Source organism: Georgenia muralis (assembly GCF_003814705.1).
Taxonomy (GTDB): domain Bacteria; phylum Actinomycetota; class Actinomycetes; order Actinomycetales; family Actinomycetaceae; genus Georgenia; species Georgenia muralis.
In genome coordinates this window covers 741,170-760,554 of the sequence record NZ_RKRA01000001.1, presented here as the reverse complement: position 1 = coordinate 760,554, position 19,385 = coordinate 741,170, and the positions used below count along the sequence as shown (strand labels likewise).

The window sequence follows — 19,385 nt, the reverse complement described above, 5'->3', positions numbered from 1 at the left end:
CTCGATGGAGCGGATCGAGCGTCGTGTCGTCAGCGTGGTGTTCGCAGACCTCGTTGGATTCACCGGGCTGTCCGAGAACCTCGACCCCGAGGACGTCGCCCGCGTCCAGGAGGACTACTTCGCACGCGCCGCCGAGGTCATCGAGGCCCACGGCGGGCGCACCGAGAAGTTCATCGGCGACGCCGTCATGGCCACCTTCGGCGTCCAGTCCGCCACCGACGACGACGCCGTGGCGGCCGTCCGCGCCGCCACCGGACTGGTCGAGGCAGTCCGGTCGCTCGCGACCGACGCCCTCGGCCCGCTCGACCTGCGGGTAGGGGTCAACACCGGCGAGGTCGCGGTCTCCCGCGCAGGGTCGCAGTGGCGGGTGACGGGCGACGTCGTCAACACCGCCGCCCGGCTCCAGGTCGCGGCGGAACCGGGTGAGGTGCTCCTCGGGGCGGAGACGGCGTTCGGGGTGGCGCACGCCTACGCGGTCGAGCCGGCGGGGGAACGGGTCCTGCGCGGCCGGACCGCGCCGGTGCGGGTCTTCCGGCCGGGGCCGCCCCGTCCGGTGCCGCGCGGCCTGGCGCCGCACGGTCTCCGGGCCCCCACGGTCGGCCGGGAGGAGCAGCTCGCCGGGCTGATGGAGCGGCTGGCCGCTGCCGGTGACGCGAGCACGGGCATCGTCGTCTCCGCGCCGCCCGGCGTCGGCAAGAGCCGGCTGGTCGAGGAGCTCGCGGTCCGCGTCCGGGCCGCCGGCCACACGGTGCTGGAGGCCCGGCTGCGACGCGACGGCGACGGGTACGGGGCGGTCGCCGCGCTGCTCCGCGCGGCTCTGGCCGCAACCGCCACGCCGGTGGACGACCCGGGCGCCGTCGTCGCCCGACGTCTCGAGGAGGCCGGCTTCGGGCCGGCCCACGCCCGCACCGTGGCCACCCACGTCGCCGACCTGCTGGCCGGGCGGGCGCTCGCGGCCGAGCAGACGGACCTGTTCGCCTCGTGGTCCGCGGCGCTCGCCGCCCTGGCCTCGACCGACGCACCCGGGCCGCAGGCCGGGCCGGCCCCGCTGTGGGTGGTCGAGGACGCCCACCTGGCCGGGCCGGACCTGCGCGCGTTCCTCGCCCACCTCCTCGGCCACGTCCGTGGGATGGTCGTGCTGACCTCGCGGCCGTACCCGGTGATCATCGGTGACCCGGTGCTCGGCCTGCTGCCCGTGCTGCACCTGCCGCCGCTGGCCGTCGCGGCGACGTCGGCGATGGTCGAGGCGCTCGTCGGGCGGGGCACGGTCCCCGCGCGGTACCGCGAGGGGATCCTCGCGGCGTCCGGCGGCAACCCGCTCTTCGTCGAGGAGCTGCTGCGCTCGTGGATGCTCGCCGGCGTCCTCCGGCCCGACGAGCCCGGGTGGCGCTTCACCGCCGGCCCGCAGGAGCCGGTGCTGCCCACCACCGTCCAGGCGATCTACCAGGCGCAGCTGGACCGGCTCCCCGAGGGACCGCGTGCCGTCGTCGAGGGCGGGTCGGTGCCCGGCACGACCTTCCCGGCGGGTGCGCTGGGGGTGCTCGGGATCGACGACGACGCGACCCCCGCCCTGCACCGCCTCACCGTCGTCGGGCTGCTGCACGGCCCGCACGACGGCCCGGCTGGCGGCGCCTCGTACACCTACCGCCACGCCCTGCTGCGCGACACGGCCTACGCCTCGCTCTCACGCCGGCGCCGGGCCGGGCTCCACGCGCGCTTCGCCCGCTGGGTGGGCGAGCACGGCTCCCGCGAGCTCGTCGGCGTCCACCTGGCCCTGGCCCTGGCGGCCCTGCCCGCCACCGCGACCGACCTCGACGGGCGGCCGGTGGCCGAGGTGGCCGTGGAGGCGGCTGACCTCCTCGAGCGCGCGGCGGCCGAGCACCTCGTCAGCTCACCGCAGCGAGCGGCGGAGCTGCTGGGCCGGGCCCTGGCCGTCGACGCCGCCGCTATGCCCGCGGACCGGCTGCGCCGCACCCTCGCCCACGCCGAGGCGCTGCGCCGCTCGGGCCGGCTCGAGGAGGCGCTGCGGGGGTTCCGCGACGCCGGTGTGCTGGCGCGTGCCGACGGCGCTCGTGCGCCGGCGCGTGCCGACGGCGCCGGTGCGGACGCCGCCGCGCTCGTCGAGGCCGCGCTGGGCTACGAGAACGCCCTCTTCGCCAGCCGGCTCCCCCGACCGGTGTGGGGCGAGGAGTCGCTCACGCTCCTGCGGGCGGCGCTCGACGCGCTCGCGGTCGACCCGCCGGCCGCCTCCGACGGCGGGCCCGCGGAGCACGCCGACGCCGCCGTCGACCCCCGCGTCCGCGTCCTCGCCGCCCTCGGGCGGGCGCTGGTGTACTCGGGGCGCCGGGAGGAGGGCGTCGCGGCCGGAACCCAGGCCGTCCGCCTCGCCGAGGCGGGGGACGAGCCGCGCGCCGTCGCCGAGGCCCACCTCGCCCTGCGCGCGGGTCAGGACACCCCGGCGGACCTGACCGCCCGGCTGGCGGGCATCCGCCGCGCCGTCGAGGCCGCGGAGCGCACGGGTGACGGCGAGCTGCGTCTGGAGGCGGCCCGGCTCGAGCTCGTCGACCAGCTCGAGGCCGGCGAACTGCCGGCCGCCGACCGCGCCCAGGTCCGGGCCACCGACCTCGCGACCGAGCTGGGGCGACCGCTCTACCTGTGGTACCCCGCGATGTGGCGGTCGATGCGTGCCCTCCTCGCGGGCGACCACACCGGTGCACCCGCGCTCGTGGAGGCCTTCGCCGACCAGGGAGCGCGCTCGCACTACCGCGACACCGCGCTCGTGCGCAGCATCCAGCTCCTCGAGCTCGGCCGGATGACCGGTGACGTCGCGGCGGGACTGGCGGCCGAGATCGGCGGGTATGCCGACGCCGACCCCGACCGGTGGGTCTTCGCCCGCGCGCTGGTCCAGCTCCTCGGCGGCGACCGCGACGGCGCTCGCGAGGGGTTCGAGCACTACGCCCGGCGGGACTTCGCGAACGTCTCCACCGACCTCAGCCGCAGCACGACGCTGTCCTACCTCGCCGAGGTCGGTGCCGCCGTCGGCGCCCCCGGGCAGTGCGCGGCGCTCGCCCGCGAGCTCGCGCCGTGGGCGGGCCACGTGGTCGTCCTCGGCTCCGGGGCGCTGTGCCTCGGCGCCGCGGACCACTTCCTCGGCCTCGCCCTGCGCGGTGCCGGGGACGCGGTCGGCGCCCAGGCGCACCTCCGCGCCGCCGCCGAGCTCAACGACGCGCTCGGTGCGTGGGCCCTCGCCGCACGCTCGACGGCGCAGCTCACGGGAAAGGAGCCACGGACATGAGCACCACCGGGCACGTCGGGCGGGACTGGGCGGCCTTCATCGATCTCCTCCACGCCGCCGGCCCCGACGTCTGGTCGGTCCCCACCCGCCTCGAGGGCTGGGACGTTGCCGACCTGGCCCGGCACGCCCACTGGGGGATGACCCTCGAGGCCGAGGCGCTCGAGCTCGCGGCCGCCAACACCGACGTCGCCGACGCCGACGCCCCCGCCGGCGCGCACGACGCGGACCGGCGCGCCCGCGGTGTCACCCACGACGGCCCCGTCGAGACCCTCGTGCCCGCTCTCCGCGCGGCTCGGAAGCGGCTCCTCGCCGCGCTCGCCGCCGCCCCGACCGACCCCGGCGCGGTCGCGCCGATGCCCTACGGCGACCTGCCGATGGCGCTCGCGCTGCACATCTTCGTCATGGAGGCCGCGCTGCACCGCAGCGACCTCGCGCACGCCCTCGGCGACGACGACCGGCTCCACCCGGGCACCCACGCCGCCGCCGCCGGCGTGCTGCAGACCCTGTGGGGCACGCTTGCCGCGGCCGCGATGACCGCGCCGCCCGCCGGGACCGGCTTCGAGCTGCGCGGCGAGGCCGTCGTCGTCGCGGCCGAGTACACCCCCGCCGGCTGGGCCGAGCCGACCCGGGCGCCCGCCGTCGTCATCGGCGGCGACGACGACGCCGTGCTCCTGGCCGCCTACGGACGCCTGCCGCTGACCTCCCCACGCCTGCGCCTGCAGGGCGACCGCGAGCTGGCGCTGCGGCTCAAGGAGTTCCTCCCCGGCCCCTGAGCGGGGCCCGGCTCGCCCGTGCCCGGGGCGTCGGTGATGATGGAGGTCATGACTGTCCTCCTCGCCGGCCGCTACCGGCTCGAGCGGTCCATCGGCCGGGGCGGTATGGCGGAGGTCCACCAGGCCCATGACGCCGTCCTCGGGCGCACGGTCGCGGTCAAGACGGTCGACCTCGCCGCCGCCCACGACCCCACCCTCGGCGAGCGCCTGCGGCGCGAGGCCCGTGCCACCGCCGCCCTGGCCCACCCGGGCATCGTCACGGTCTACGACACCGGCGTCGACGGCGACACCGCCTACATCGTCATGGAGCTTCTCCCGGGCCGCGACCTCGCCGCGGTGCTGCGCGAGGGCCCGCTGCCGGTCCCCGAGGCCCTGCGGGTGGGGGAGAAGGTGGCCGGCGCGCTCGCGGCCGCCCACGCCGCCGGGATCGTCCACCGCGACGTCAAGCCCGGCAACGTCATCGTCGACGGCGAGAGCGTGACGGTCGTCGACTTCGGCATCGCCGCCGTGGAGCAGGAGGCCGGCGCCGGGCTCACCGCCACGGGCACGACGATCGGCACCGCGGAGTACATGGCACCCGAGCAATCGAACGGCGGCGCCGTCTCCGCCGCCACCGACATGTACGCGTTCGGGTGCCTCCTCGTCGCGATGGTCACCGGCCGGCCGCCGTTCACCGGCGGGCACCCCGTCGAGGTCCTCCGCCGTCACCTCGAGGAGGTGCCGCCGCGCCTGGGTGAGCTGCGCCCGGAGGTGCCCGCCGACGCAGATGCTCTCGTCGAGGCGCTGCTCGCGAAGGACCCGGCGTCCCGGCCGGCGGCGGCCGACGCCGCCCGCGTGCTCGCCGGGGCCCGCTCCGGCGGCTCCGCCGGCGCCGCGGCGGCGCCGGCGGGAGCTCCGACCGCACCCACCACGGTGCTCGCGGCGGGAACGACGCGCGCCATGCCCACCGCCGCAGCTGCCGCCGCCGGTGCAGCCGCGGCCGGTGCAGCCGCGGCCGGTGCCGGGCGGTCCGGATCAGCCGGCGCGACGACCGTGCGCCGTCCCGCCGAGCGTCGCTGGGTCGGCCCGGCCGTCGTCGTCGCCGCGGTGCTGCTGCTCCTCGCCGTCGTCGCCTGGTCGTTGCGGCCGCCGACCGGGCCCGGCCCGGAGGCGGACGCCCGGCCGACCGTCCAGGAGCAGACGACCGAGGGCGCCGGTGCCGAGCCCACGGACGCACCCGCCACGGACGCACCCGCCACCGAGGCACCCGCCACCGAGGCACCCGCCACCGAGGCGCCCGCCACCGAGCCCACGGTGTCGGCCACCCCACCGGCCGACACCGACCCGGTCACCGCACTCATCGTCGCCCTGCCGGCGGACGTGGACGTCCGCGAGACCCTGCTCGAGGACTGGGACGAGGTGCTCGCGGCGCGGGAGAAGGACCAGGAGCAGAAGGTTGCCGACAAGGCCCAGGACCTCCTCACCCGGGCCGACGAGCTCGCCGACGAGGGCCGCCTCGACCCCGCGGACCGCGACGCGCTCGCCGTGGAGGTCGAGGCCTTCCTCGGTGCGGGGGTGCTGGAGCAGGACAGCTCGGGCCGGGGCAACGACCGCGGCAACGGCGGCGGCGACGACGAGAACGACGGCGATGACTGAGCGTGTGGCCGATCTCTCACCCCCGCTGACCTGCCACGAAGGACCAGCCCCGCCGTACCGGATGCCGACCGGACGGTGGCGGGCGACAATCGTCGGCGTGGAGAACGTCGTGCTCGCCGGCCGGTACGAGCTCAGGCGACCCCTCGGCCGCGGCGGCATGGCCGAGGTCTGGGCGGCGCGCGACCTCGTCCTCGGCCGTTCGGTCGCGGTCAAGACCGTCGACCTCGACGCCGCCGGTGACCCCACGCTCGGTGACCGGCTGCGCCGCGAGGCCGTGGCCACCGCGGCCCTGGACCACCCCGACGTCGTCACCGTCTACGACGCGGGCGTCGACGGCGACACCGCCTACCTCGTCATGGAGCTCCTCGGCGGGCACAACCTCGCCGCGGTCCTGCAGGAGGGTCCGCTCACCGAGCCCGACGCCCTCCGGGTGGGCTCACGGGTCGCCGGCGCGCTCGCCGTCGCCCACGCCGCCGGGATCGTCCACCGTGACATCAAGCCCGCCAACATCCTCCTCGACGGGGACAAGGTCACGGTCGTCGACTTCGGGATCGCCGCCGTCGAGCACGCCGCCGCCGCTGCCTTGACCGGCCCCGGCACCACGCTGGGCACGGCCGAGTACATGGCCCCCGAGCAGGCGCGCGCCGAACCGGTCACCGCCGCCGCGGACATGTACTCGCTCGGCTGCCTCCTCACCACCCTCCTCGCCGGCCGTCCGCCGTTCACCGGTGACTCCCCGATCGCGGTGCTGCACCAGCACGTGGCCGAGCCCGCCCCGCGCCTGAAGGACCTCGTGCCCGGCGTCGCGCCCGAGGTCGACGACCTCGTCACCGCCCTGCTCGAGAAGGACCCCGCCGGGCGCCCGACGGCGGTCCAGGCCCACGAGCTGCTCGCCGGGCTGGCCGAGCGCTCCGGCGCGGTCCCCGCCGTGGGCGCCGCCGGCGCCGCGGGGTCCGTCGACGTCACCGACCTGCCGACCGGGGCGATGGCGCTGGTGGACTGGCCCGAGACGGGCGCGCCCGCGCCGTCGGCGACCCCCGTCGGGCTCACTTCTGGACGGCCCGCCCGGCCCGCCCCGGCGTCCCCAGCCGCAGCCCTCCCGCTCGGTGCGGTCCCGGTCGGCGCGGCGCCCGTTCGGTCGGTCGGCGCGACGCCGGACGAGCCGGACACCGAGACCACGGCCACCGGTCTGCCGGCCTACGCGCCGGCCCGGGCGGGACAGGGCAGGTGGCTGCGGTTCGGCATCGCGGCCGCCGTGGCCGCAGGCCTGGTCACCGGGGCCGCGCTGGCCACCCGGCCCCCCGCCGACGCCGCGAAGACCTCCACCGACCTGTCCGCGATCGAGGCACCGCTGGGCTCCGAGGCCCCGTCGGAGGAGCCGACCGCGGCGCCGACCGAGGAGAGTGCGACGGCCGAGCCGGAGCTGCCCGCCCAGCCGGTGGCCCAGACGGAGGCGCCCGTCGCCCCGGCACCCGTCGCTCCCGCCGCGCCGCCGGCTGCCCCGGCGGAGGAGGTACCGGCGGAGGTGGCCCCGGCGGAGGAGCCCCCCGCGCAGGTCCCCGCCGCGACCGAGAAGTCTCCCGGCGAGAACACCAACCCCAACGCCAACGAGAACGCGAACGGCAACAACGGCAACGGCAAGGGCTGACGCCCCCGCCGAGGTGCCCCGCCGACGTTCCTACGCGGGACCCCGACGTTCCTACCTGTGACGCGCCGGGTGGCGCCTCCTCAGGCCCCGCCCTGCCAGTCGACGAGCTGGACGACGATCCCGTTGGGGTCACGCACCTGGAACGCCCGCTCGCCCCACTCCTCATCGGTCAGCGGCATCGTGATCGCCACGCCCTCGGCCGTCAGCCGGGCGAGCTCGCCCTCGAGGTCCTCGACGACGAACGCGAGGATCTGCCCCCGTGCGTGGACGTCGCGCTGGTCGGGAGGCATCGTGGGCATCCCCACCCGGACGAAGACGACGTTCATGCCGACGTCGGGCCGGGTGAGGGAGGAGAACCCGTCGGCGGCCATCTCCTCGGTGAAGCCGAAGTGGTCCACGAGGAACGTGGCGGCGGCGGCAGGGTCCTCGACGGTGAGGCTGACGGCGGACGCGGTGACCTTCACGGGTGGTCTCCTTCCACGGGACGTCCGGCCAGTGTGCCCCCCGGCAGGGGCGCGGGACCAGTACCGTCGGTGGCGTGACCCACACCGCCCACCACCTCGCCTGGCTCGACGCCGAGCGGCGCCGCCTCCTCGACTTCGGGCTCGCCCAGGCCCCCGACGACGCCGGCGCCCGCTGGTTGGACGACGACGGCGTGCCGGAGCCCGGGAGGGCCGTCCACACATGGATCACCGCCCGCACCGTGCACGTGCAGTCCCTCGGCCACCTGCTGGGCCACCCCGGTTCGCGTCCCGTGGCCGAGCGGGCGCTAGCGGGCCTGCGCGGCACGTTGCACGACGACGAGAACGGCGGCTGGTTCGCCTCGGTCGCCGCGGACGGCACGCCGGACGGGACGAAGAGCGCGTACGCGCACGCGTTCGTCGTCCTGGCCTCGTCCTCCGCCACGATCGCCGGGCTCGACGGCGCCCCCGAGCTGCTCGGTGAGGCGCTGGAGACGCTGGTGCGCTTCTGGGAGCCCGAGGCGGGGATGCACCTCGACGAGTGGGACCGCGGCTTCACCACCGCCGACCCCTACCGCGGGATCAACGCCAACATGCACGCCGTCGAGGCCCTCCTTGCCGCCCACGACGCCACCGGCGACCGGCGCTGGCTCGACCGGGCCGGGATCATCGGCCGCAACCTCGTCCGCCTGGCGCAGGGGAACGACTGGCGCATCCCCGAGCACTTCGACGAGGCGTGGACGCCGCAGCTCGAGCTCAACCGGGACCGCCCGGCCGACCCCTTCAAGCCCTACGGGGCCACGACCGGCCACGGTCTGGAGTGGGCCCGCCTGCTGCTGCACGTCGGCGCCGCGTCCGGCACCACCGCCGAGCTGGTCCCCGCCGCGCGGTCGCTGTACTCGCGCGCCGTCGCCGACGGCTGGCACGCCGACGGCGCCCCCGGCTTCGTCTACACCACCGACTGGACCGGTGCGCCGGTCGTGCGCGAGCGCATGCACTGGGTGGTGGCCGAGGCGGTCGGCGCCGCGGCGGCCCTGTTCCACGCCACCGGCGACGACGCCTACCTCAGCGACTACCACCGGTGGTGGGACTTCGCCGCCGGCTTCCACATCGACCGCGCCCGCGGCTCGTGGCACCACGAGCTCGACCCGGCCAACGTCCCGGCGGGGACGGTGTGGCCCGGCAAGCCCGACCTCTACCACGCGGTCCAGGCCACCCTGGTCCCGGTGCTGCCGCTCGCCCCCGGCCTGGCCGCGGCGCTGCACCTGCAGGCGCGCGGGGCGCTGTGAGCTCTACGCGGCGCCGCGGGTGATCGCCTCCCACAGTCCGCCCAGGTAGGAGATGCCGAGGGCGCGGTCGTACAGGCCGTACCCGGGACGGCCGCGCTCGCCGAAGATGTCCCGGCCGTGGTCGGGGCGCGCGTAGCCGGTGAACCCCACCTCGGCGAGGGAGCGGACGATCTCGTACATGTCGAGCGAGCCCTCGCCCGAGGGGTGGGCGACCTCGTGGAAGCTGCCGTCCGCCGTGCGCCTGATGTTGCGGAGGTGCACGAACGGGACCTTGTCCCGCCCTGCGAACTCGCGGATGATCGCCGGCAGGTCGTTCTCCGGGTTCGCGCCGAGCGAGCCGGTGCACACGGTGAAGCCGTTGTACGGGGAGTCGTGCATCGCCTCGATCCGGCGCATGTCCGCTGTGTCCTTGACGATGCGGGGCAGCCCGAAGACCGGCCAGGGCGGGTCGTCCGGGTGGATCGCCATCCGCACGTCGTACTCCTCACAGGTCGGCATGATCGCCTTGAGGAAGTACTCCAGGTTCGCGGCCAGACGGGGCTCGTCGACCCCGGCGTAGGCGTCGAACAGGGCCCGGAGGTCGGCCAGGCGCTCGGCCTCGTACCCGGGCAGCACGACGCCGCCCGCGGCCCGCCACATGCTCGCGAGGTAGTCCTCGGGGAGGTCGCTCAGGAGCGCGCCGTCGTAGGCCATCGCCACCGAGGTGTCGGGCAGCTCGAAGCGCAGGTCCGTGCGGACCCAGTCCAGGACGGGCATGAAGTTGTAGCAGATGACCCGGACCCCGGCCGCGGAGAGCCGCCTGATCGTTTCGCGATAGTGCTCGATGTACCGGTCACGGGTGGGTAGCCCGATCTTGATGTCGTCGTGGATGTTGACGCTTTCGACCACCTCCAGCTCCAGGCCCACGGCGTTCACGTTCGCGCGGAGCGCCTCGATCGACTCGGTGGGCCACACCTCCCCGACCGGCACGTCGAACAGCGCGCCGACGACGTGGCTGACCCCAGGGATCTGGCGCACGTAGGACAGCGGGATGCCGTCGTCGTCCGCGCCGAACCAGCGGAAACCCATCTTCATGCTGTTCTCCCGGAACCCTCGCGGGCGGGCACGGTCGTCGCGCCCGCCTCCCGTGGACAAGTAGTGGAGCGGCCTCGAGCGGATCGGCCGCTGACCAGCAGATCCCCACTGGTGGGACCCCCTCGTGGTGGTGGAGGACCGTCCGGACGACGGGTGTCCCCGGAGGTCGCGACCCGGGGACACCCGGCCCGTCAATCGTCCCGTGTGTCGCGCACCCGGGCGACGAGCTGCGTCGGGTTGATGTACCGCAGCGCGATGATGAGCAGGGTGAGCATGGTCGCGGTGTAGATGAACGCCATGGCGGAGATGAGCTGGCGGGCCTCGGCCCCGCCGGCCTGCGTCATGGCACGGTAGATCGCCACGACGAGCGTGTCCGTGCGCGGGCCCGACACGAGGAAGGTCAGCTCGAACATCCCGACGGTGCGAACGAGCACGAGGATGCCCGCCGCGAGGATGCCCGGGACGAGAAGCGGCGCCAGGATGCGCAAGAAGACGTTGCGCAGCGACGCCCCGCACATCCGGGCGGCGTTCTCGATCGACGGGTTGATCTGCTCGATGAACGGCGTCATCGTCAGGATCACGAACGGGACCGACGGCACGAGGTTGACCAGGACCACCGCGGTGAGCGTGCGCCCGAGACCGAGGTTGTACATGACCGTGGCCAGCGGGATGCCGTAGGTGACCGGCGGGATGATGATCGGCAGCAGGAACAGCAGCGAGACGAGCCGCTTTCCCGGGAAGTCCCTCCTCGCCAGCAGGTACGCCGCCGGCAGCCCGATGAGGATTGAGATGACGACCACCGTCAGGGCCACGCCGAGGGTGACGCCGAGGACGTGCGTCAGGTCGAACCGCCGCCACGCGGCGGAGTACCACTCGGTGGTCCACTCCGGGGGCAACCAGGTGCTGAACCAGCCCCTGGCGAAGGAGTCGACGATCACCGAGATCAGGATGCCGATGAGGAAGACGAAGAAGGCGGCCGCCAGGAACCACACGAGCCACGTGCTCGGCGTCGCGACGATGCGGCGGACCCCCCGGGACGGCACTGGTTCCGTGGCGTTGCTCGTGCTCTCGGGAGCCTCGGTGGTCGCCATCAGCCCTTCCCTCCGGTTGAGCCCTTGTACAGCGTGGAGCGCCACAGCAGCACGAGAGCGATGACGACGATCTCGACGACGCCCATGAGCACCGCGATGGTCGAGGCCATCGGGTAGTCGATCTGCTCACCGAACGAGCGGTACGCCATGAGCGCCATGACGCGTGTCTCCCCGCCCGCGTCACCGACGAGCCGGGCGGACGGGAAGACGCTGAAGGCCAGGACGAACGTGAGGATGAACGTCGTGGCCAGGCCGGGTGCCAGCAGCGGCAGCACGATCCGCCGGAACCGCTCGAACCAGCCGGCGCCCAGGGTGGTCGCGGCCGCCTCGAGCGACGGGTCGATGCCCGAGAGGTAGGAGGAGATGAGCAGGAACGAGAACGGGAACCCGGAGATCACCAGCGAGAGGAAGACGCCGGTGTAGTTCATGACGAACGCCACGGGCTCGTCGACGATCCCTGTGGACGTGAGGAACTGGTTCAGCCAGCCCTGACGGCCCGCGAAGATCAGCAGGCCCTGGGCCGTCAGGACCGTGCCCAGGGTGATGGGCAGAACCAGGAGGGTCTGCAGGAACCGCTTGCCCCGGAACCTCGGCCGCAGCTTGAACGCCACCGGGATAGCGGCCAGGACGTTGAAGAGCGCCGCCGGCAGCGCCAGGCGCATGGTGATCCAGACGCTGTCCCGGAAGAAGGAGTCGCTGAAGAAGGCGACGTAGTTCGCCAGCGCCCCCCCGCCGTAGCGCTCCACCGTGGACTCGGTGGGTTGAAGCGTGAGCCCGACGCCGTAGGCGAACGGGTAGATGAACAGCAGGACGGCGAAGAGGATCGCGGGCAGGAGCAGCAGCAGGCTCTTGTCGACCCCACGCTCGGCGAGCCGGTGGCTCAGGCTCGCCGTGCTGCGGTCCCCGCCGCGGGCCCGCGCGCTCACCGGCGCGCCTCCTCGAGCTGGCGCTCCTCGCCGTCGACGTCGCTGAGGTCGCGGCGGAAGACCAGGGCGCGCGCCGGGTCGACGGTGAGGGTGACCGCGTCGCCGGCCAGTGGCGCATGCTCGCTGCGCACGTGCCAGGTGGCACCGCTGCGGGTGACGGTCCCCACCGAGAACTCGCGGCCGTGGTATTCCACGACCGAGACCTCTGCCTCGACGGCGTTGCCGCCCTCAGGGTCCTCGCCCGGTGCCAGGACCCGGAGGTCTTCCGGCCGGATCGCCAGGCGCGCCGTCTCCCCCTCGTGCACGCCCTCCACGGCCGTGGCCGTGATGGTGAGGTCGGGGCTCTCGACGACGATCCGGTCCCCGGCGACGGAGGTGACGGTGACGTCCGTGATGTTCCGGTACCCCATGAAGTCGGCGACGTGCCAGTTCACCGGGTTATTGTGGAGCTCCTCGGGGGTGCCGACCTGCTGCACCCGGCCCGCCCGCAGGACCACCAGGCGGTCCGCCATGGAGAGGGCCTCCTCCTGGTCGTGGGTGACGTGGATGGTGGTCAGACCGAGGCTCTGGTGGATGCGCCGGATCTCCATGCGCATCTCCAGGCGGAGCTTGGCGTCGAGATTGGACAGCGGCTCGTCCATGAGGACCAGCCGCGGCTCGAGGACGATCGCGCGCGCGATCGCCACCCGCTGCTGCTGACCGCCGGAGAGCTGGCCGGGGAGCTTCTTCGCGTGCTCCTCGAGCTTGACCAGCGCGATGGCCTCCGCGACGCGGCGCTTCATCTCGGCCTTGGGGACCTTGCGCATCTGGAGGCCGAAGGCGACGTTCCGTTCGACCGTCAGGTGCGGGAACAGGGCGTAGTTCTGGAACACCATGCCGAAGCCCCGGCGCTCCGACGGCAGGGTGTCGATCCGTTCCCCGTCGATGGTGATGGTCCCGTGGGTCAGGGGGAGCAGACCCGCCAGGCAGTTCAGCGCTGTGGACTTCCCGCAGCCCGACGGTCCGAGCAGGGCGATGAACTCGCCCGCCCGGACCGTCAGGTCGAGGTCAGCCAGCGCCACCTGACCGCCGAAGCTCCGGCCGACGCCGTTGAGCTCGAGGGTCTCGAAGGCACCTGCTGCGATCGCCATGGTCAGCCCTCGTACTTCCCGGCGCCGATCTCACGGTCCCAGATGTCGAAGGCCTCGACGAGCTCGGCCGCGGGAAGCGGGACCGCCTTCTCGTTGGACTCGATGAGGTCGTCGTACCAGTCCCGGCCGAACTCCTCGATGACCTGCTGGCTCTCCTCCGGCGCCAGGTCGAGGGTGGCTCCCTCGACGGCGGGGCCGGGGTAGAAGTAGCCGCTGTCGTAGGCCTTGGCGTTCTGCTCGGGGGTCAGCATGTCCTGCAGCAGCAGGAGGATGGCGGAGAGCTTGTCCTCCGACTGCCCCTGGGGGACGACGGCGTAGTGGGCGTCCGTGACCCAGGTGAACTCGTCGAACGCGGCGGCCTCGATGGTCGCCGGCTGCCGGCCCTCTGCGCGGGGCTCGATGTCCCAGCCGGTTGTCGTGGGGATGAGGTTCCACGTGCCGTCGGCGATGTTCGTGATGACCTGACCGGTACCGGTGGGGTAGTTGTCGATGTACTGGTTCAGCTCACGCAGGTACTCCCACGTGTTGTCCCACCCGTCGACCGGGTCGAGCGGGTCGGTGTCACCGAGCATGTAGGGAAGGCCCTGGAGGAACGTGCGGCCCGGCCCGGAGTTCGCCGGGCGGGCGTACCCGAACTCGCCCGGGTGCTCGCTGGCCCACTGGAGCAGCTCCTCGGGCGTGGAGGGCACGTCCTCGACGGCGTCGGGGTTGTACTGCAGCAGCGGCCCGGAGGGGTAGTACGTGACGAGGACGCCGTAGCCCTCGGCGAGCTCCTGCATGGCGGCGGCCGGCTCGATGTAGTTCTCCTGGTTGCTCACGCGGTCGCCGTACTCGTCGACCAGCGGGATCCACAGGTCCTGGTCGATGCCGGCGGACAGACCGTCGGTGCCGGTGAGGACGAGGTCGATCTGGAGGTTGCCGGAGTCGACCTGCGGCTTGACCGCACCCACCAGGTCGGGCGCTCCGCCGGCCTCCCAGGTGACGGAGGAGATCACGTCGGGGTTCTCCTCGACGAAGGCGTTGACCATGCCCTCGGTGAGCTTGATGTTGCCGGCGACGTCCATGATGTTCAGCGTGACCGGCTCGGACGGGGTCTCGGGGACCTCGCCCTCCGCGGCGCCACCGGTCTCGCCGCCTCCGCCGCCGCCACCGCTGTCCGGGGCCGAGCAGGCGGCCAGGAGCACCGCCATGACGGCGGCCGCTGCGATCGAGGCTCGTACGGTCTTCGTCCGTGACATATCGCTTTCCTTCCTCTCCTTCCGGCTTCGTTACCGGATGGGAACCGTGGGGCTCGGCACCGGGCCGGTGGTCTCGCGGACCATCAGTTCCACCGGCAGCCGGTGACCGAGCGGGGAGTCGGCGGCCCGGGCGGGCGCGCCGTCCTCGATGAGGTGGGCGAGGACGTCGACCGCGGCCCGGGCGAGCGGCCCGATCGGGATGGCGACCGTGGTCAGGGGCACACCGACGCCACCGGCGAGCGGGATGTCGTCGAACGACGCCACGCTGAGCCCGCCGGGCACGTCGACCCCGCGCTCACCGGCCCGGGAGAGCAGCCCCAGGGCCATCAGGTCGTTGTAGACGAGGACGGCGGTGGCGTCGCTGGCGAGCACCAGGTCTGCCGCCGCCACCCCGCCGGAGAAGAACGGCTGGAAGGAGCCGAGGTCTTCGATCGTGATGTCGCCGAACGTGTCGGCCGCGCGCGTCAGTCCCTCACGTCGCTGACCGTCGCTCCAGGATCGATGGGGCCCGCCCGCGTAGGCGATGTGGCGGTGGCCCAGGGCGCGCAGGTGCCGCAGCGCGATCCTCACGCCCTCGACGTTGTCCGCCACCACGTGCGACAGCTCCCCGGAGCCCCGGTGGAGCAGGACCACCGGGACCCGACCGGCAAGCGCCTCGAGCTCGGCGTCGCTGGAGCGCGGCGAGCACAGGATGAGCCCGTCGACCTGCTGGGACACCTTGCGGGCGAGTCGTCGCTCGTGGTTCGGGTCCTCGTCCGAGTCGGCCACCACGAGGGCGTAGCCCATCGACCACGCCCGCGCCTGCACAGCTTTCGTCGTCGCGGCGAAGAACGGGTTCTCGAGGTCCGGGACGACCAGGCCCATGGCGTGCGTCCGTCCGGTGACCAGGCCGCGGGCGGTGGGGTTGGGCTCGTAGCCCAGCTCGCGGGCGGCGGACTCGACCTTGCGGCGGGCGCCCGGTGAGACGGTGGTGGGGGTGGAGAGTGCGCGGGAGACCGTCGAGACGGACACACCGGCCCGTTCGGCGACGTCGCGTGCGGTGACCCGCATCCCACACCCCCTCGTGTGGGCGCCATCCTGCAAGCGTTCTCATCTCACGTCAAGGGTTCGCCGTTGCGTCGCGCCCAGCGACCCCGTTATCTGCGGGACCGGCACTGCAATCGTTTGCGACTCGGCTCGTCAGGGCTCAGGGGCCCAGACCTGCCGGCTCGTGCGGACCGGAGCGCCGGTCTCGACCGCCCGGCGCACCTCGAGGCCGAGGTAGTGGTCCTGCGCCGCATCGGCGAGGCTGTACACCTCGGGGCCGCCGGCGACGTGCTCGCCCATGGCGCGCATCACCGCCGCCACGGACAGCTCCTCGTCGGGCAACCGGGCCCGGAGGAAGTCGTTGCGGTAGAGCCACCGGTCCCCCAGGGTGAGCCCGCGCAGGAACATGCCCTCGTGGCTGCCGGGACCGCCGGCGGCCAGCCGCTCGATGCGGGTGCGCAGCGGGGTGCGGTGGTCGACCATCCGACGCACGGTCTCGTCGCGGAGCTCGCCGCGGTCCCCGCGCACGAGCACCGTGCCCGAGCGGATCCACGAGCGGTACTGGTCGGAGCTGAAGTCGTAGGTGCCCACGCGGCCGCCGAAGTCGAGGCGCGCGGTGACGTGCCGCTCCTCGAGCACCCGCTCGGCGGCGGGGTCGCCGGCCCGGTCCGGCCCGCCGGCCAGCGGCGCGACCGACTCGTACGCAGTGACCGTGGCGTCCTCGAACCCGATCCCCAGCAGCCGCCGCAGCACCGAGATGCCGTGGTAGTCGTGGGCCACGGAGACCAGCGCCTCGCTGACGTCCCCGAGCAGGCCCGAGCGGGCGACGGCGATCTGCGCGCTGACCATCGGCTCGAGGTGGTACTGCTCGGCCACCTGGATGCGCGCGCCGCCCTGCACGAGGGCGTGCAGCCGGGCGAGCCCGGCGACGTCGGGCGCCGGCGGGGTCTCGGCCAGGACGGGGAGACCCGTGGCCGCGACCGCGGTGACCACCTCCTCCGAGGCGGCCTTCGCGACGGCGACGACGGCGAAGTCCGGGTCGCCGGCCAGCGCAGCGCCGAGGTCGCGGTGCGTGCGCACGCCGAAGGCCCGCTCGAGCCGTGCGCCGCGGCCCGGGTCGCGGGCGAGGACGCCGGTGACCTCGAGGCCGGGGACGAGGCTCGCCACCCGCAGGAAGGCCTCGGCGCGGAAGCCGCTGCCGATCACGGCGAAACGGGTCATGAGCCTCTCCTCGGTCGCGACGTGCGAGTGTGGCGGCGAAAGCGTTTGCAGGCCGCCGTTGACGAGCATAGGCTCGGCGTGGGCACACGTCGGGCGACCACGACGTGCTCCGTCGTCGCCGACCCCGGGCCGCGCCGGCATGTGCGGGTGGCTGCGCACCTACCTTCTGCCGCCGCGCGGCTGACGCCTGCGCCGCCCGCTGCGGCGTAGCCGACGTCGACGGTCACGGTTCCACCGGCCGGGACGTCCTCGCAGGTCGGAGCACTCGTGACCGGGCGCGGCGTCCGCACGGGCTGCGGTAGGTTCCCGCCCATGCCGCTGTTCGACCTTCCCCGGAGCGACCTCGAGTCGTACCTGCCCGACGTCGCCGAGCCCGCCGACTTCGACGCCTTCTGGTCGACCACGCTGGCCGAGGCCCGCGGGCACGACCTCGCGCTGCGGCTCGAGCGGGTCGAGACGGGCCTCGAGCTCATCGAGACCTTCGACGTCACCTTCGCGGGCTTCGGCGGCCACCCGGTCAAGGGCTGGCTGACCCGGCCCGCCGGGGCCGCCGGCCCGCTGCCCGCCGTCGTGGAGTACGTCGGCTACGGCGGTGGCCGAGGGCTGCCCCACGAGCGCATCGGCTGGGCGAGCGCCGGCTACGCCCACCTCGTCATGGACACCCGGGGCCAGGGCTCGTCGTGGGGCGGCGGCGGGCACACGCCCGACCCGGTCGGGGCCGGGCCCGCGGCGCCGGGCTTCCTCACCCGCGGCGTGGAAGACCCCGCCGGCCACTACTACCGCCGGGTCTTCACCGACGCCGTCCGCGCCGTCGAGGCCGTGCGCGCGGTCCCCGGGGTGGACCCGGCGCGTGTGGCGGTGGCCGGCATCAGCCAGGGCGGCGGCATCACCCTCGCCGTCGCCGGGCTGGTCCCCGACCTCGCCGCCGTGCTGCCGGACGTGCCGTTCCTGTGCCACTACCGCCGCGCCACGGAGATCACCGACTCCCTGCCGTACGCCGAGATCACCCGGTACCTCGCCGTCCACCGTGACGGCGTCGACCGGGTCTTCCAGACGCTGTCCTACCTCGACGGCGTCACGTTCGCCCGGCGCGCGAACGCCCCGGCGCTGTTCTCGGTGGCGCTCATGGACGCCACGTGCCCGCCGTCGACGGTCTACGCCGCGTTCAACCACTACGGCGCGGGGACGGGCGCGGGTGCAGGCGTCCGAACCGCAGCCGCTGCCGGCTCCGGTGCGGGCGCCGGTACGGACGCGGGCGCCGGGACCGACCGGCCGGCGAAGGAGATCGTCGTCTACCCCTTCAACCAGCACGAGGGCGGCCAGGTGCACCAGTTCGCCAAGCAGGTGGCCTGGCTGGCGCCGGTCCTCAAGGGCTGACCGACGACGGCTGGGCGTCCGGGTCCCGCCCGGGGCCTCACGGGGCGTTCGGGGTCAGCGGATCTCCCAGACCGCCCGGCTCGCGTCGTCGAACGCGAAGAGCTCCTCGATGAAGAAGCTGCCGCCCTCGATCGCCTCGGGCGGGACGTCCATGCAGACCTGGTAGCTCGCGCTCGCGCCGGTGCCCATCGTGGGGACGTCGAACACCGGGTTCGGCTCGGTGGCCGTGCAGGACGCCCAGTCGTACTGCAGGGCGTCGGCGCCGACGAAGACGTGGTTGAGGTCGATCCAGGGATCGCCCTCGTCCGTGCCGTTGAAGACCACGGAGACGTCGGCGAGGACGTACCGGCCCTCGGCGGCCTCGTTGAACTCGACGGCGCCCATCTCCTCGTCGGCGTCGAGGTCGATACCGGTGACGGTGACGGTGTAGTCGCCCACCTCGGCTCCCTGCCCCAACGGCAGGGCGGCGGCCAGGTCGGGGGCGTCACCCGCGGCGCCGTCCGGGGCGGTCGTCGCGTCGTCGCCGGTGGGGGCGTCCGTGAGGTCCTCGTCGGCCGGGGCCTCCTGGGCGGGTTCCTCCTCGACGACCGGCTCGGGAGCACCCAGGTCGCTCTCCTGGAAGGCCGTGAGGGCCGCCCCGAGGATCACGGACACGACGAGCCCGAGCAGGACCGAGAGCACGCCGAGCACGAGCCCGGCGATCCCCAGCCCCTTGCCGCCGGCCTGGCCCTTGTTGGCCTTGGTCATCGCCATGATGCCGAGGACGACGGCGACGATGCCGCCGATGATCCCCGCGATGCCCACCACGGGGATCCACGCGACGAGGATCGACAGCAGGCCGACGACGAAGGCGGCCACGGCCAGACCGTTGGTGCGCTGCGGCTGGCCCGTGGGCTGCCCGTACTGCTGCTGGTACCCGTAGCCCTGACCGTAGGCCTGCTGGCCGGTGTAGGGCTGCTGGCCGGAGCGGGGCTGCTGGCCGGAGTAGGGCTGACCGTACGGCTCCTGGCCGTAGCCCTGCCGGCCACCGGAGGACTGCCCGTCACCCTGCTGGTAGGGCTGGCCAGGCGTGTCACCATCCGAACCCTGCCCGGCCGGGCGGCCGGCCTGCCCGGGCGGAGGCGGCGGGGCGTAGGGCGAACGGTCGTCGGGAGGGTTCGACATGGCGGGTCCCGCTCTTCAGATGTCAGTCCCGGCGCGG

At 74.2% G+C, this 19,385-nt stretch carries 15 protein-coding genes; 6 read left to right on the top strand and 9 right to left on the bottom strand.

Going from position 1 to position 19,385, the window contains the following annotated elements; all coding sequences use genetic code 11:
* Positions 1 to 4: 4 nt before the first annotated feature.
* The 4 genes from EDD32_RS03260 to EDD32_RS03245 all read left to right on the top strand — a co-directional run bounded on the left by EDD32_RS03260 (position 5) and on the right by EDD32_RS03245 (position 7,351).
* Positions 5 to 3,295: an adenylate/guanylate cyclase domain-containing protein gene (locus EDD32_RS03260; protein WP_123914568.1), complete on the top strand. Its 3,291-nt coding sequence runs from the start codon at positions 5 to 7 to the stop codon at positions 3,293 to 3,295.
* The gene (locus EDD32_RS03255; protein ID WP_123914566.1) at positions 3,292 to 4,068 is read left to right on the top strand and encodes a maleylpyruvate isomerase family mycothiol-dependent enzyme; all 777 of its coding nucleotides are present in this window, start codon (positions 3,292 to 3,294) and stop codon (positions 4,066 to 4,068) included. The genes EDD32_RS03260 and EDD32_RS03255 overlap by 4 nt, the downstream gene beginning before the upstream one ends.
* A gap of 48 nt (positions 4,069 to 4,116) precedes the next feature.
* Entirely contained in the window at positions 4,117 to 5,703 is a 1,587-nt protein-coding gene (locus EDD32_RS03250) for a serine/threonine-protein kinase (protein WP_170175186.1), read from the top strand.
* Positions 5,704 to 5,800: 97 nt separating this feature from the next.
* Positions 5,801 to 7,351 carry a serine/threonine-protein kinase gene (locus EDD32_RS03245; RefSeq protein WP_170175185.1) on the top strand — a complete coding sequence of 517 codons (1,551 nt, stop codon included), beginning with the start codon at positions 5,801 to 5,803 and terminating at the stop codon, positions 7,349 to 7,351.
* A gap of 80 nt (positions 7,352 to 7,431) precedes the next feature.
* Here the strand turns inward: EDD32_RS03245 and EDD32_RS03240 are convergent, their stop codons facing one another.
* Positions 7,432 to 7,815 carry a VOC family protein gene (locus EDD32_RS03240; RefSeq protein WP_123914560.1) on the bottom strand — a complete coding sequence of 128 codons (384 nt, stop codon included), beginning with the start codon at positions 7,813 to 7,815 and terminating at the stop codon, positions 7,432 to 7,434.
* Positions 7,816 to 7,889: 74 nt separating this feature from the next.
* Here EDD32_RS03240 and EDD32_RS03235 point away from each other — a divergent pair, with 74 nt between their 5' ends.
* Complete coding sequence (locus EDD32_RS03235) at positions 7,890 to 9,101, top strand: AGE family epimerase/isomerase (protein ID WP_123914558.1); 1,212 nt, start codon at positions 7,890 to 7,892, stop codon at positions 9,099 to 9,101.
* Positions 9,102 to 9,104: 3 nt separating this feature from the next.
* On the opposite strand, the gene uxuA is transcribed toward EDD32_RS03235, so the two are convergent.
* From uxuA to EDD32_RS03200, 7 genes are all read right to left on the bottom strand, one after another.
* Entirely contained in the window at positions 9,105 to 10,175 is a 1,071-nt protein-coding gene (gene uxuA / locus EDD32_RS03230; protein WP_123914556.1) for a mannonate dehydratase, read from the bottom strand.
* Positions 10,176 to 10,366: 191 nt separating this feature from the next.
* Positions 10,367 to 11,266, bottom strand: a complete 900-nt coding sequence (locus EDD32_RS03225) for an ABC transporter permease (RefSeq protein ID WP_123914554.1) — start codon at positions 11,264 to 11,266, stop codon at positions 10,367 to 10,369.
* On the bottom strand, positions 11,266 to 12,192 hold the full coding sequence (locus tag EDD32_RS03220; protein ID WP_123914552.1) for an ABC transporter permease: 927 nt from the start codon (positions 12,190 to 12,192) through the stop codon (positions 11,266 to 11,268). Before EDD32_RS03220 ends, EDD32_RS03225 begins: the two co-directional genes overlap by 1 nt.
* Positions 12,189 to 13,322: an ABC transporter ATP-binding protein gene (locus EDD32_RS03215; protein WP_123914550.1), complete on the bottom strand. Its 1,134-nt coding sequence runs from the start codon at positions 13,320 to 13,322 to the stop codon at positions 12,189 to 12,191. The genes EDD32_RS03220 and EDD32_RS03215 overlap by 4 nt, the downstream gene beginning before the upstream one ends.
* A 2-nt stretch (positions 13,323 to 13,324) precedes the next feature.
* The gene (locus tag EDD32_RS03210; protein ID WP_123914548.1) at positions 13,325 to 14,560 is read right to left on the bottom strand and encodes an extracellular solute-binding protein; all 1,236 of its coding nucleotides are present in this window, start codon (positions 14,558 to 14,560) and stop codon (positions 13,325 to 13,327) included.
* Between the two features lie 30 nt (positions 14,561 to 14,590).
* Complete coding sequence (locus tag EDD32_RS03205; RefSeq protein ID WP_123914546.1) at positions 14,591 to 15,610, bottom strand: LacI family DNA-binding transcriptional regulator; 1,020 nt, start codon at positions 15,608 to 15,610, stop codon at positions 14,591 to 14,593.
* A 129-nt stretch (positions 15,611 to 15,739) separates the two neighbouring features.
* Entirely contained in the window at positions 15,740 to 16,807 is a 1,068-nt protein-coding gene (locus tag EDD32_RS03200; protein ID WP_170175184.1) for a Gfo/Idh/MocA family protein, read from the bottom strand.
* A gap of 312 nt (positions 16,808 to 17,119) precedes the next feature.
* Here EDD32_RS03200 and EDD32_RS03195 point away from each other — a divergent pair, with 312 nt between their 5' ends.
* Complete coding sequence (locus tag EDD32_RS03195; RefSeq protein WP_123914542.1) at positions 17,120 to 18,184, top strand: acetylxylan esterase; 1,065 nt, start codon at positions 17,120 to 17,122, stop codon at positions 18,182 to 18,184.
* A gap of 54 nt (positions 18,185 to 18,238) precedes the next feature.
* On the opposite strand, the gene EDD32_RS03190 is transcribed toward EDD32_RS03195, so the two are convergent.
* Entirely contained in the window at positions 18,239 to 19,348 is a 1,110-nt protein-coding gene (locus EDD32_RS03190; protein WP_123914540.1) for a hypothetical protein, read from the bottom strand.
* Positions 19,349 to 19,385 lie beyond the last annotated feature (37 nt).

Bases quoted from the DNA above. Each gene is read 5' to 3' on its own strand.
- EDD32_RS03260 (WP_123914568.1), top strand. From the start codon at position 5: ATGGAGCGGATCGAGCGTCGTGTCGTCAGCGTGGTGTTCGCAGACCTC.
- EDD32_RS03255 (WP_123914566.1), top strand. From the start codon at position 3,292: ATGAGCACCACCGGGCACGTCGGGCGGGACTGGGCGGCCTTCATCGAT.
- EDD32_RS03250 (WP_170175186.1), top strand. From the start codon at position 4,117: ATGACTGTCCTCCTCGCCGGCCGCTACCGGCTCGAGCGGTCCATCGGC.
- uxuA (WP_123914556.1), bottom strand. From the start codon at position 10,175: ATGAAGATGGGTTTCCGCTGGTTCGGCGCGGACGACGACGGCATCCCG.
- EDD32_RS03225 (WP_123914554.1), bottom strand. From the start codon at position 11,266: ATGGCGACCACCGAGGCTCCCGAGAGCACGAGCAACGCCACGGAACCA.
- EDD32_RS03215 (WP_123914550.1), bottom strand. From the start codon at position 13,322: ATGGCGATCGCAGCAGGTGCCTTCGAGACCCTCGAGCTCAACGGCGTC.
- EDD32_RS03210 (WP_123914548.1), bottom strand. From the start codon at position 14,560: ATGTCACGGACGAAGACCGTACGAGCCTCGATCGCAGCGGCCGCCGTC.
- EDD32_RS03205 (WP_123914546.1), bottom strand. From the start codon at position 15,610: ATGCGGGTCACCGCACGCGACGTCGCCGAACGGGCCGGTGTGTCCGTC.
- EDD32_RS03200 (WP_170175184.1), bottom strand. From the start codon at position 16,807: ATGACCCGTTTCGCCGTGATCGGCAGCGGCTTCCGCGCCGAGGCCTTC.
- EDD32_RS03195 (WP_123914542.1), top strand. From the start codon at position 17,120: ATGCCGCTGTTCGACCTTCCCCGGAGCGACCTCGAGTCGTACCTGCCC.
- EDD32_RS03190 (WP_123914540.1), bottom strand. From the start codon at position 19,348: ATGTCGAACCCTCCCGACGACCGTTCGCCCTACGCCCCGCCGCCTCCG.